The sequence below is a fragment of the Clostridium sp. genome, from assembly GCF_034179595.1.
GTDB lineage: Bacteria > Bacillota > Clostridia > Clostridiales > Clostridiaceae > Clostridium.
This window is the reverse complement of sequence record NZ_JAXFPT010000026.1, coordinates 1-13,636: the sequence shown is the minus strand read 5'-3', so window position 1 is coordinate 13,636 and position 13,636 is coordinate 1. Positions and strand designations below refer to the sequence as shown.

The following is a 13,636-nucleotide window of genomic DNA, read 5'->3' as shown; positions in this document are numbered from 1 at the left end:
AAGACTTCTTGGAAGTATTAATAAAGGCATTCCCATAACTTGCCTTACAGCATTATGACCAGCTAGACTTCCTGTACATATAGCTTCTGTATGTCCAACAAAAAGTCCTGATTTTTCTCCACCACATAATAAATTTTGTACTCCATCAACTCTCATATCGTTACTTCTTGGCGCTACAGAAAGATATCTTATAGAATTCCCTTTACTTCCTGCATAAGGATCTACATACTTTGCTTTTTCTAATCCCTTAATTTTTCTAAGCTTCTTTAATGGATAATAGGTAGTCATTAACTTAGCATGTCCTGTATCTAAAAGTATAATATTTTCAGCAAATTCTTTTAATGCATATTGTTGACATACCTTACTATTTAATTTATCGTAATTTACATCTTCTTTTGGAACCTTTAATATAACAACTCCATTTTTATCTAGTTCATCTCTTATATCTTTTGATAAGCTTTCTTTTGCAAGTTTACAAGATCCAGAAAATGCTCCAAGTTCATCTCCATTTCTTTCTCCTTGGATATCACACACATTACATCTTTCACTTATACTAATTCTAGGTCCAAAGGCTGGGCATCTTAATATGCACATAGAACATCCGTTCCCATACCTTAAACAATTACCCATAGGTCCTGTAGATCCTGTTGTTTCTATAAATACATCCCCTTTAACGTAAGTATCATCTGCTAATATTATTCCTTTTATTTTTCCATTATCAAAATCTACATCCTTAACACGTGTTTCTGCAAAAATATCTATTCCCATATCTTCTACATATTCTCTTACAGCACCTTCAATTAAATTAACATCATAAAGGCTTGCATGTTTATGTCCTGGAAAATCTATATTTCTATGTCTTGAGTATTTATCAGTTAAGTTTATTAAATCACCAGCACCTAATGCTATAAGTTCTTCAGAAGCTGTATATCTTCCGTTATTTCTCATTATTCCGCCAACATTTCCAAGTCCAAGTAAAAGATCTGTTTTTTCATATATACTAACATCTGCACCTGCTTTCTTTGCAGTTATAGCTGCTGCAACTCCAGACCATCCTCCACCTATAACAACTACCTTCATATTAATCTCCTTTCTTCAAAAATACTTCTAGGATCTGTTTGAACCTTACAAAATCTTTTTACTCTATGTCCTTTGTATCTAGCTGTACATGCTCCACAAATACCTTCACCGCAACACATCTTAAAGTTATTACAGCATGATAATAAAACATCTTTTCTATTTAAAGAATCTAAAAACTCTATAACCCTTAAGCTTAAAATATCAGCTCCAGCTGTATGGATATAATTTGTTCCAGAATCTAAACTATCTTTAATTAATTTCTTACACTCTTTAGTTAATTCCCCTTTATCTAATAGATTTATTTCATTATTTTTTGTATCATATTTAGAAATAAATTCATCTATAAATTCTTTATCCAAACTGCTATAATCTATACCAACTGAAACATTGCAATCTTGTAATTTAAGTCTTCTTATAACTGGAATCATAGGTGCAAGACCTATTCCTTTTCCTAAAACTAAGCAATTTGTTCCATTTTGTTTTTCTATATTTTTAATTCCAAAAACTCCATTCCAATAAGGAGCACGTATATTGATTTTATCTCCTTCTTTAAAATCTAATAATTTCTTTGTTTTTATTCCACGCACTTCTACTGCTAATGTAATGATATTTTTATCACTATCAGATTCTAAGATTGAAATTGGTATATCAAAATACATATTTTCATCAGGACATACAAAAATATAACTTCCTGGATTTATTAGTTGCAAAGATAACTTATGAGGTACATCTAATTTAATTAGTAGTAAATCATTTTTATAATTATCTATGCTAAGTATCTTAGAGCTATATTTATCTCTTCCTTTTTTTGCTTTCATTCCATTATTAAAAAATTCTTGATATATACAAACTCCTTTCCAATTTGAACAATCACAAAAACATTTTCCATGCATCTGTGAACAAATTATGCACTCACCTGTTTCTGCAAGCTTACAAGGACAAAATTCACTTCCTGCATCAATGCAATCTGTTGCTTCTCTAATCATTGTTACTCCTTAAAAATTACTTCTTATAATAGAATATGTTATAAATTTAATTTGTTAACATTTTTCTATACTATAAAAAAGAGACTGTATATAAATAACAACTTATATACAATCTCTAATCCTATTTAATATCTAACATATTTATAAAATCTGCTCCTGTTATTTCTTTATAAGAAATCAAAGGATGCTCCATCTTTTTTATATTATTTTCTTGAATTTTAAAACAACCGATTATTTCTCCTTCTTTAATATCTGAATAAGGCTTAAAAACATCCACTTCATATTGGGTATTTTCTTGAGAAAACGCATTTGTTACCTTTTCATCTTTTACTAAGCTACTTAATACCTTATTTCCATCTTTAAGTACTAATTGTTTTGTAGTGCTTGAATTAAATGCATATCTATCTTTAACATAATTAAATATCTTTTCTGTTTGATTCCATCTATCTGGACAGTTAAGAACAACCATTATTATATCCTTTCCTTCATAATTTACAGATGATACTAGGCACTTTCCTGCCCCTCCTGTATATCCTGTTTTTATGCCATTTGCTCCTGGTATTTTCCAAAGAATTTTATTTATATTATTATAATCTCTTGTAAAATTATATCTTGTCTTTTTTATTTCTTTAGTTCCTACTATTTCTCTAAATAAATCATAATCCATTGCCTTTGATGCAAGAAGTGCTAAATCATATGCAGATGAATAATGTTCCTCTTTATCTAATCCGTGTGGTGTTTGAAAATGAGAATCTATTATACCTATACTTTTTGCAAAATGGTTCATCATTTCTGCAAATCCTTCAATTGATCCGCCTAAACCTTCTGCAATCGTAATAGCTGCATCATTTCCTGACTTATACATAAGTCCATATAAAAGTTCTCTTAATGTAATCTTTTCTCCAGCTTTATAGCCAACTTTAGAACCTCTAATAGATGCTGCATTTTTTGATACTTCAAGTTCTTTATTTAAATCACCATTTTCTATAGCTACTAGTGCTGTTAATATCTTAGTTGTACTTGCCATAGGTACTACTTCATATGCGTTTTGTTCAAAAAGAATTTGACCACTTTCTTTTTCTATTGCAATAGCATTACGTGCTGAAACTCTTAATTTATCATTTTTAGAAGCAAATGCTTGAACTGATATCATATTAAATACTAAACAAAATGCAAACATAAAGCCTATATATTTTTTAAGCTTTCTCATAAAATCACCTCTATAACTTATTTTGCAAAAAATTTTTATGAATATTCAGTTTAGCTAGTAGTATATTTTTCCTAATCGCTGAACATAATATTAATATTGTATGGAGGATAAAAATGAAATTATTGATTTTTTTGCTAATTATTTTACTTATGCTTTTTTTAATTCCAATCCCTATTAAGATTAGTATTTTCTATTCTAACGAAGATTATTATATAAAATTATATAAAAGCAAAATAATTTCTAAAAAAGATAAAATTAATGCAGATAAAACCACTAAATTCACAGAATTATTTATAAATAAATATAAAAAATCTAATCTTAAAGATAAGTTTAGCGGAATAATTAAATCTAAAGTATTTTTAAGCATAATAACTAAAGAACTTAAAAAAAATAAATTTAAGCCTATTTTAAAATTCAATGGTTATGCAGATTATTCTTTAGGGGATGCAGGTAATACAGCTTTATTTTTAGGCATTATTTCTTATTTTCTTCCTATTTTTTATAAATTTTTGCTTTTATTTTTTAAGATAAAAAAGTCAAAATTACCAGTAAACCCTGTTTTTAAAGATCTTAAATTTGTTGAACTTTATTTTCAAAGTATAATGTTTATTTCTTTAGGGCAAGTTATTTATATATTTATAATATTTATAAAATCAGTATTAAAATCTAAGGAGGTGTCCCTTGCAAGGGAAATTTATGAGTAGAGAACATCCAATTGAAAATTTAATGAAAAGCACTATGGAAAATATAAGAGATATGGTTGATGTAAATACTATAATTGGAGATGCCGTAGAAACTAGAGATGGAACATACATAATTCCAATTTCAAGAGTTTCTTTTGGATTTGCATCTGGAGGAACTGAATTTAATTCACACGATAATATATCTCATCATGAAGAATTTAATTATCCTTTTGGTGGTGGTTCTGGAGCTGGAGTTTCAGTAAGACCTGTTGCATTTTTAGTTGTTAAAGAAAATTCAGTTAGACTTTTACCAGTTGAACAAGATACTACTTATGATAGAATTGTAGATACAGTTCCTCAAGTAATAGAAATGCTTAAAGATGCTTTTTGTAATAAAGATGATTCAAAATGTCATCAAAATAATTCTAAAGCTAATTCTTCTAATGTTTCTACTACATATTCTAATAACTGCGAAGATGATAACATTAGTTTCACATAAATTTAAAAAATTAAACAAAAAACATTGCTACAAATTTAGTAGCAATGTTTTTAAATTTCAGTAGTATCAAGTACAATCTCTTCTATTAATTCCTCTTCATCATCACCAAATAAATCTAAAGATGGTAACTCATCTAAAGTAGATAATCCAAATTGTCTTAAAAACTCATCTGTTGTTCCATAAAGAATTGGTCTTCCTAGAACTTCAAGTCTTCCTACTTCAGAAACAAGATCTCTTTCAACCAACTTTTGTATTGCACTTTCTGATTTAACACCTCTTATTTCATCAATATCTACTCTAGTTATAGGTTGCTTATAAGCTATTATAGATAAACTTTCTAAAGATGCTTGACTTAAAGATTGTCTTTTATTCTTTTTAAGTAGTTTTTGAATATATTCGCTATACTCATTTTTTGTTACTAATTGATATGCTCCATTTAAAACAATAAGCTTTATTCCTCTATTTCCTGTTTCATAATCAAGCATCATTTCTCCTAAAATCTCTTCAGCATATTTAGGTGTTATCTCTAAATTTACTGCTATATCTCTTAAAGATAATGGCTCTCCACTTACAAATAATAATGCTTCAATTATTGCTTTAATAGGTTCTTTTCTAGATAGTCCCTTAAACTCAAATTGATCTATGCTAACTGTTTCCATCTTCTTCACATCCTTTAACCATTATATCTCCAAAATTCGTTGTTTGATAAACCTTTACTTTTCTTTGCTTTATAAGCTCTAATAAAGCTAAAAATGTTACTACACATTCTAATTTATTTTCACATTCATCCATGATAACATTAAAATTTTGTATTTTTTTATCCTTTAAAACTTTAAGCAAATAATCATACTTATCTTCAATTTTATATAAATCTGATTTTATATTTCTTTGAATAACATTATTTTTATTCTGTTTACCTATATAACTTTCTATAAGCTTATTATACATATTATATAAATCTATTAATGTAATATTTTTAAATATATCATCATTACTTAACTTTTCTTCTTTTATTTCTTCAATCACTTCAGGTTTCTTTGAATAAGAAACTCCAGTATCTAATGATATTGATTTAAAATATTCCGTAGAAGCTTTTATCTTTTTATATAAAACTAACTTTTCAACAAGATTTTTTTCTATATCCTCTTCATGCTCTTCTTTTACTTTAGGTTTAGGTAAAAGACTTTTAGATTTTATTTCTATTAATGTAGCTGCAATAACTATAAATTCTGATGTTATTTCAAGATCCATCTCTTTCATATTATCTAAATACTCTAGATATTGACTTGTTATTTTAAATATTTCAATATTATTTATATTCATCTTATTTTTCTTTATAAGATGCAAAAGCAGGTCAAATGGACCTTCAAAATCTGCTACCTTTATCTTAGGTAATCCCATGTTTTTTCCACCTTTCGAGCAAAATAACATTATAATTATACACTAAAAAATCTTGTTTTTAAATTAAATTTTAAAAGGAACCATACAAACACGTATGATTCCTTTTAGACTATTTTTCTGTGCTTTCTTCATCTTCCTTAGATAAAATATTTTTAACCTTAAATTTAACCTTTTCCACTATGTTTGGTTTTTTAATATCTCTATCTGTATATATATCTACTTCTCCAACTTTATCTTCGCCAATATATACTTCACATTTACCTACTACATCGCCAGCACTATATTTATCTTTTATTTCATCAATCTTAATCTTCTTTTCAGCATTGCCTTGTTTACCTTTTTCTAATATAGCAACTAAATCTCCTTTAGCTTTTGCTATAAAGTATTTATCAGTTTTTTCTCCCATAAATACTTTTCCTATTTCTTCATCCTTACAAACTACCTTTTTACCAGCATATTTAGAGAAACCATAATTTAATAACATTCCTGCATCTCTGTTTCTTATTTTATAAGTTGGTGCTCCCATTATTACAGAAAGCATTCTAACTCCATCTCTTGTTGCTGTAGCCGATATACAGTATTTTGCTTCTGATGTATATCCTGTTTTTAATCCATCACAACCTTTAAAGAATCTCACAAGTTTGTTATGGTTTACAAGTTCTATTGGAGTTTTTCTTCCTTCAGATATTGTTTCCATATATGTACCAGTATATTTTAATATCTTTTCATGCTTTAATAATTCCATTGACATTAATGCGATATCTCTTGCTGTTGATACATGACCTTCAGCTGGTAGACCATTACAGTTTTTGAAAGTTGTATTTTTCATACCTAATTCTTGAGCCCTTTTATTCATTAATTCAACAAAACTATCTTCAGATCCTCCTAAATATTCTGCCATAGCTACAGCTGCATCATTACCTGATGCAATAGCAATTCCTTTTAATATATCTTCTACAGATCTAATTTCTCCTGTATCAAGTAGCATTGTGCTACCACCCATTTTTTTAGCATTTTCACTACATGTTATCTTATCATCAAGCTTTATTTTTCCACTATCTACAGCTTCTATTGCAAGTAACATAGTCATTATCTTTGTTACAGAAGCTGGAGCAAATTTTTCATCAGCATTTTTTTCATATATAATCTTACCACTCTTTGGTTCAAGAAGTAATGCTGATCTTGCTTCTATATTTATTCCACCTTTCTCTTCTTTTTCTTCCTTTGCAAATGCACTAATAGATGATAATGGCAACGTAAATATTAATAATGCTATACTCACTATTTGCGCTAATTTTTTATATATATTTTTCATATATTTATCCTCCTCTCAAAGTTATTGTTACCATTAAGAAAAACTTTAACACTAGTTATTTCTTATATAATTTGTATTTAAAATCCAAAACTTTTTAAAATAAAAAGAAGCTAAATATCTAAATTTAACTTCTTTTAAAACACAATCATTATTATATTAAACTTTATGCTCTAGGATGTGCATTTTTATATACTAAATTTATTTTATCACTATTTATTATTTCATAATAAGTATCCATATAAGTTAATACTTGATTACCTAATAATTTTTGAACCGCCCTAACATTTGCACCATTTTGTAACATATGAACAGCAAATGAATGTCTAAAGGTATTTAAATTTACATCTTTTTTTATTCCAGCTTTATGAGAATATTCTTTAACAATTCTCCATATTCCTTGTCTTGTTAATCCTTTTCCATTTAAATTAACAAATAACTTATTAACTCCGTTTTCAGCAACTTCATCTCTAACTAAAATATATTCTTCAAGAGCCCTAGTTGCACTTCTTCCTATTGGAATCAATCTCTCATAGTGTTTATTATCAGTACACTTTACAAAAGAAAGATCTAAATTTATATCCTCAACATTTAATGAAATAAGCTCAGATACCTTCATTCCTGTTGCATACATAAGTTCAAGCAATGCATTGTCTCTTATGCCTTTAACTCCATTTTTATCTACAGATTTAATTATTCTATCTACTTCCTCTATAGTTAAAATCTGAGGTAATTTTTTACTTGTCCTACTGCTTTTATATGTTATTTTAGGAATATCATTTATCTTTCCCTTTATCTTTAAGAATCCATAAAAGCTTCTTAAACTTATAACTATTCTGTTTATTGATCTTTCAGATTTCCCCCCATCTAAAAGATTTTGAATATATTCTGTAATAGCTATATTATCTGTTGTATAAAGTTCCATATTCTTAAGTTTAAGAAATTTAATGAAAAGATTAACATCAGTAACATACGCATATACAGTATTTTCGCTTTTTTCGTTATCTAATAAGTACTCCTTATAACTCTCTATAATTTCTAACATTATTCTCTCCTACACCATTACTATTATATACATTCGACAAATTCTCCTATTTTCCTTTTTATTTTCTTTTGATTACCTATTTTTTATAAATAAAATTTAGTTATTATAAATTTAATAATGCTTGGGCATACATAAGTTTCTACTACCATACCTATCACTATAATACATAGTAATATTATGAATATATTTATGCCTCCCTTATTTAAAATTAAATTCTTTATTGGAGTTTTTCTAATAAATTTTTCTTTAAATTTTATCGTTGAAATGCTAAGTGCCATGATACTAAGAGCAATAATCCCTGGAATATAAATGATATTTTGTGGTATCACAGAACTTAATGCAATTCCTAAACCTCGTCCATCAAAAGTAGTTAACAAAAATGTAAAAGTATATCCTATAGTAAATCCTTTAATTAAATCTAATGCTAATATTATAGGGCTACCAAAAAATGTGAAACTAAATATGATTATTGGTACTATTAAAATTATATTCTTCTTAACAACTTCTAATAACAATGTTCCATAATCTACTGGTTTTTTTCCTATACTATTTATAAAACTTGTATAATAACTAGTTAAATCTTGTCTATTTGTAGGATTCATGCTCTTTACTGCATAAACTCCAAGTACAATTCCAACACAGAAAAACAATAGCACTAACAAATAATATAACTTCTGTTCTTCAAATGCATCACCTATTTTTTTAACTAAAGTTTTCATCTTTCTATCCTCCTAAAGTTATTATAGATAATACTATGATATTTTTTAGTAATTTATTCCTAAAACTTAACTAAAAATATGTAAATATAAGTATTTTTAAACAAAAAAGAAGTAACTTCTATTAAAAGTTACTTCTTTAAAACAAACTATACATAATATTATAAATACATAAATGCAGAGATTGTCTTTGTATCTATTATTCTTCCATCTTTTATCATTTCTTTTATTTCTTTTAATTTATATGGCTTAGCTTCTATAAATTCATCTTCATCTCCGCCTTTTACCCCTTTATAAAGGTTAGTAGCCTTATAAATGTGTATTTGTTCATCAGTAAATCCTGCTCCAGTTGCAATAGTTCCTAAGTATTCTATATTTTCTGACTTATATCCTGTTTCCTCTTCAAGTTCTCTATAAGCACAAACCTTAGGATCTTCACCCTTTTCTAATTTTCCAGCTGGAATTTCAAGTAAAACTCTATCTAATGCAACTCTAAACTGTTCTACTAATAAAACTGTTTCTTCATCTAAAAATGCAAGTACTGCTGATGCACCAGGGTGTCTTATAACATCTCTGTTACCTTTATTTCCATCTGGTAATTCAACATCTATACTAACAAACTTTAAAAAATTACCTTCATACTTTAATTCTTCATTTATTATCTTTTCATTTAAATCCATATATCTTTCCTCCTATTAATACAATTACATATTTTATTTAGTATCTATATTAATTGTATCACAAATTTAGGAAATTAATTTGTTGTAGTTTGTGAATTTTCATTTGAATTACTTGTATTTTGATCTGTATTTGAGTTTTGATCTACATTTGTATTATTATCTGTGTTTGTATTTTGCTCTGTATTAGAGTCTTTATTTGAATCCCCATTAAATAATCCTTTAAGCCATTTCATAAATTTAGTAAATATACCTTCTTTATCTTGTGTAGAATTATTATTTAAATCAGCATTATTTTCTGTAGTTTCATTATTATTTGCCTTATTATTCTCAGTTCCATTTGTTTGAGCTTCATTACTACCTACTTCTCCATTTTCTTGGATTTCAGTATTTGTTCCTGTAACTATTGCATTATCACCTAATGCTGCATTATTAGTTTGATTTAATATTCCAGCATCACTATTTTCTTGTTCTAACTTTTCTTTACTATTACTAAAGAATCCTTTTATATTATCCCATAGATTTTGGAAGAATCCTGAATCTTTAATAGCTTGTCCTGAACTTTCTAATACATTTTGAATGTTGTTTCCTATATTATTTAATGTATTTTTCATTTCATCATAATTATAACCTTGCTTTCCTATGTCAACCATAAGATCACTTAATTCTTTTTCCTGTTGTGGTGTAAGATTTATATTATAATTATTAGTTACATTATTTATTATATTGTTTACTGTACTTGGAGTTTCTGCTTTATCCTTTATAACTTGAGTTTTTACATCATTAACTACAGCTGCTGCCTTATCTTTTCCTATGTTTGGATCATTTGAAAGGTTACCTGTAGTTACAAGTTCTTTATTAGCAAGCTCTTTCTTTTCTGAATCTAGCTTTTCTCCTGTTGAATCCTCAAACCCTTTTAAGATACCAGTTAATGCTCCAGTTCCAGACACTTGAAATGGTGCTGCTGCAATTACATTAGCATCATTTATTCCAGCTGTTACTAAAGTATTTGATATCATAGATGCTGTTACCCAAGTTAAATTTACTGTCTTAACATTTATTCCAGAACCCTCTTTTGTAGGTTGTACATATGAACATGATATAGTCTTATTTCCTATTTCAGCTTCACTTGCAATTCCTTTTAATGCTTCTCTCTCTTCTTTATTATTTACTGTTATTAATTGATAAGTTCCTTCTTTAGCATTAAAATACTTAAGCATATTATCCTTTTGCTCTTGAGTTAAATTAGCTCCAAGAGTTACTACATTAAATTGATCTGCAAAAGCAAATGTACTGCTTCCTATTGCTATTATTGTTGATAATGCTATTATAGAAACTATTTTTTTAGTTTTCATTTATATACTCTCCATTCTATTTTTTCTAGTAAAATGTTTTTAACTATAATATATTATAGTGTTATCTTAGCAATAAGTCATTAAATAATTCTTAATCATTTTACTTTATAAAAAAAAGAACCTATTTTTTATAAAATAAGTTCCCCTTTTACCCTTTTAAATTAAATCCTTTTAATACCTTAAATTATTATTTTATATTTTTATCTATATTAATTATTTCTTATTTACCCTTACCTTTATTGTATAATTCCCAGATATAACAGTTATAACTCCGCTTTCATCTTCTAAATCTATGTAGACATCGTCCCCTAAATTTTTCACTTCATCTCTTATACACTCACATGTTGCCTTATTTAATCTCATTTAAATCCCCTCTTTTTTCCATATATTTTAATTTATGTATATTATATTACATTTTTTATATTTTGTAAATATATGGTATTAATTTTATAATAAATTATCATTTACGAGTATTTTATATAAATGTATAATATATTTTTTATTAATTTATTAAAACAAAAATTTAAAATAAAATAAAAAAGCGCCTATATTTTATTAAATATAAGTGCTTTTTATAAACCCTTTTACATATTTACACATTGAAGTTTTGCTTGTTCTAATACATCTTCTATAGCCTTTTTACTCTTATTAGGTGGATAATCATATTTTTTAAGTAATCTCTTTATAACACTTCTCATTTTAGCCTGTGCTTGTGCCTTTTCATACCAAGCATGAGTCATATTTTGCTTTACTGTTTTGGTAAGTTCTCTTGCTATCTTTATAAGAATATCATCTCCCATTTCATTAATAACTTCTGGATCAGATGTAAGAACATCAAAAAATGCTTTTTCTTCATATGTTAATCCTACTTGATGTCCTTTTTCTATAGCATCTAAAAGCTCATGCTTAAATTTAACTAACTCTTCTAGTACCTCATAAACATCCTCTTCAACTTTTCTATTGTTATATCTTTCAATAATCTTTTCTAATCTCTCGCTAAAGGTTTTACTTACAACTAAGTTAGTTTTCTTTACATCAGCTATCTTTTCTTTCATTACCCTCATTAATATATTAGCTGCCATATTTTTTTGAGGTAATGCTCTAAGTTTATTTAAATTTTCATCTGTTAGTAGTTCAAATGTTTCTTTAGTTCCAGCTTCTGTAAGAGCTAATACTTCATCACTTACTATAGCTTGTTCGAGCATATCAGATATCCTCTTATTAACTTCTTTTAAATCTGGTACCCCTTCTTTAGTTGTTTTCATTACAAAACTTCTTACAGCTATAAAATATGCTATTTCATCTTTAATTTCCTTACTCAATAAGCTTACACATATCTTATATACATCTTTTAATCTCTTTGTTTCAGTAATAAACATCTTCTTACGAGCTTCTGTTTCTTGTACATATTCTGCCCCATCTCTTATAAGTTCAAATCTTCTTTTATCAGAATCTTTAAAAAAGTCTTTATAATCAAAATAATGAAATAAATTTCTAAGCACTTCAACTATATCAAGTGCAATTTTTTTACCTTCTTCATTTTCTTGTATTTTATCTTGGTCTCTTGTAGTATAAGTCTTTAATGCATCAAAGAGTTCTTTCTTTATGCCAATATAATCTACTACAAGTCCTCCAGTCTTTCCTGGATAAACTCTATTTACTCTTGCAATTGCTTGCATTAAATTATGAGCTTTCATTGGCTTGTCTATATACATAGTATCAAGACATGGAACATCAAAACCTGTAAGCCACATATCTACAACAATAACTATTTTAAACTCACTATTTTCATTTCTAAATTCTTTTTCAAGTTTTTTCTGATAACTTTTATTACCTATAAGCTTAGCCATCTCTTCACTATCTTGGTTATTTGTTGTCATAACCATCTTTACTTTATTCTTCCACTTTGGTCTTTGCTTCATTATTTCATTATACATTTTAAAAGCAGATTTTCTAGAATATGCTACAATCATAGCCTTACCCTTAACAAGGTTTTCTCTTTCTTCATAATGAGCTATTAAATCTTTAATAAGTTCTCTTATTCTATCGTCACTAGAAATAATCTGTTCCATCTTGCTTAGTTGTTTCTGACTTGCTTCTACAACATAATCTTCAACACCTTCATTAACTTGCATATTCCAATATTCATTATCTATCCTTTGGAGCATAGCATCATTTAGCTTAACCTTTGCAAGTCTTGACTCATAATAAATCTTAACTGTAGCCCCATCATCTACAGCCTGAGTCATATCATATACATCTATAAGATCTCCAAATACTCCATATGTTGATTTATCAGTAGTTTCAATAGGTGTTCCTGTAAATGCAATATATGTAGCATTTGGCATAGCTTCTCTTAAATATTTAGCATATCCATACTTAACTTCACCAGATTCTAAATCAACCTTTCCATCAAGTCCATATTGAGTTCTATGAGCTTCATCAACCATAACAATAATATTTCTTCTTTCAGATAAAAGACCAGTTTCTTCTTCAAACTTTTGTATAGTTGAAAAGATTACGCCACCAGTTTTTCTATTATCTAATAATCTTTTAACATCTTGTCTACTTTCAGCTTGAACAGGTTCTTGTCTTAAAAACTCATGTGCTTCACCAAAAGTTCCAAATAATTGACCATCTAAATCATTTCTATCTGTAATAACTAATATAGT

Annotated in this window: 14 protein-coding genes; 2 read left to right on the top strand and 12 right to left on the bottom strand. The window is 27.3% G+C overall.

Annotated elements, in window-relative coordinates:
• The 3 genes from SPJ33_RS03095 to SPJ33_RS03085 form a co-directional block, all read right to left on the bottom strand.
• Positions 1-1,080 (bottom strand): FAD-dependent oxidoreductase (locus tag SPJ33_RS03095; protein WP_321116512.1); only part of this gene is annotated, 1,080 nt, incomplete at its 3' end.
• Positions 1,077-2,066 (bottom strand): sulfide/dihydroorotate dehydrogenase-like FAD/NAD-binding protein, encoded by a 990-nt coding sequence (locus SPJ33_RS03090; RefSeq protein ID WP_321116511.1) that lies wholly within the window; start codon positions 2,064-2,066, stop codon positions 1,077-1,079. The genes SPJ33_RS03090 and SPJ33_RS03095, both read right to left, overlap by 4 nt.
• Before the next feature lie 121 nt (positions 2,067-2,187).
• On the bottom strand, positions 2,188-3,276 hold the full coding sequence (locus SPJ33_RS03085) for a D-alanyl-D-alanine carboxypeptidase family protein (RefSeq protein ID WP_414627199.1): 1,089 nt from the start codon (positions 3,274-3,276) through the stop codon (positions 2,188-2,190).
• Between the two features lie 113 nt (positions 3,277-3,389).
• Between SPJ33_RS03085 and SPJ33_RS03080 the strand changes: the two genes are divergently transcribed.
• Complete coding sequence (locus SPJ33_RS03080; RefSeq protein ID WP_321116510.1) at positions 3,390-3,980, top strand: DUF2953 domain-containing protein; 591 nt, start codon at positions 3,390-3,392, stop codon at positions 3,978-3,980.
• Complete coding sequence (ytfJ, locus tag SPJ33_RS03075; protein ID WP_321116513.1) at positions 3,973-4,458, top strand: GerW family sporulation protein; 486 nt, start codon at positions 3,973-3,975, stop codon at positions 4,456-4,458. The genes SPJ33_RS03080 and ytfJ overlap by 8 nt, the downstream gene beginning before the upstream one ends.
• A 50-nt stretch (positions 4,459-4,508) precedes the next feature.
• On the opposite strand, the gene scpB is transcribed toward ytfJ, so the two are convergent.
• The 9 genes from scpB to SPJ33_RS03030 form a co-directional block, all read right to left on the bottom strand.
• The gene (gene scpB / locus SPJ33_RS03070) at positions 4,509-5,117 is read right to left on the bottom strand and encodes an SMC-Scp complex subunit ScpB (RefSeq protein ID WP_321116509.1); all 609 of its coding nucleotides are present in this window, start codon (positions 5,115-5,117) and stop codon (positions 4,509-4,511) included.
• On the bottom strand, positions 5,104-5,859 hold the full coding sequence (locus SPJ33_RS03065) for a segregation/condensation protein A (protein WP_321116508.1): 756 nt from the start codon (positions 5,857-5,859) through the stop codon (positions 5,104-5,106). The genes scpB and SPJ33_RS03065 overlap by 14 nt, the downstream gene beginning before the upstream one ends.
• Positions 5,860-5,968: 109 nt before the next feature.
• Entirely contained in the window at positions 5,969-7,174 is a 1,206-nt protein-coding gene (locus tag SPJ33_RS03060) for a D-alanyl-D-alanine carboxypeptidase family protein (protein ID WP_321116507.1), read from the bottom strand.
• Between the two features lie 163 nt (positions 7,175-7,337).
• Positions 7,338-8,216 carry a tyrosine-type recombinase/integrase gene (locus tag SPJ33_RS03055; protein WP_321116506.1) on the bottom strand — a complete coding sequence of 293 codons (879 nt, stop codon included), beginning with the start codon at positions 8,214-8,216 and terminating at the stop codon, positions 7,338-7,340.
• Positions 8,217-8,299: 83 nt separating this feature from the next.
• A complete protein-coding gene (gene spoIIM / locus SPJ33_RS03050) occupies positions 8,300-8,935 on the bottom strand; it encodes a stage II sporulation protein M (protein ID WP_321116505.1) in 636 nt (211 codons plus the stop codon).
• A gap of 158 nt (positions 8,936-9,093) precedes the next feature.
• Entirely contained in the window at positions 9,094-9,612 is a 519-nt protein-coding gene (locus SPJ33_RS03045; protein WP_321116504.1) for an NUDIX hydrolase, read from the bottom strand.
• Positions 9,613-9,686: 74 nt separating this feature from the next.
• Positions 9,687-10,964 carry a DUF1002 domain-containing protein gene (locus SPJ33_RS03040; RefSeq protein ID WP_321116503.1) on the bottom strand — a complete coding sequence of 426 codons (1,278 nt, stop codon included), beginning with the start codon at positions 10,962-10,964 and terminating at the stop codon, positions 9,687-9,689.
• A gap of 213 nt (positions 10,965-11,177) precedes the next feature.
• Entirely contained in the window at positions 11,178-11,327 is a 150-nt protein-coding gene (locus SPJ33_RS03035) for a hypothetical protein (RefSeq protein ID WP_321116502.1), read from the bottom strand.
• Positions 11,328-11,548: 221 nt separating this feature from the next.
• On the bottom strand, positions 11,549-13,636 hold a 2,088-nt coding region (locus SPJ33_RS03030), incomplete at its 5' end, for an HsdR family type I site-specific deoxyribonuclease (RefSeq protein ID WP_321116501.1).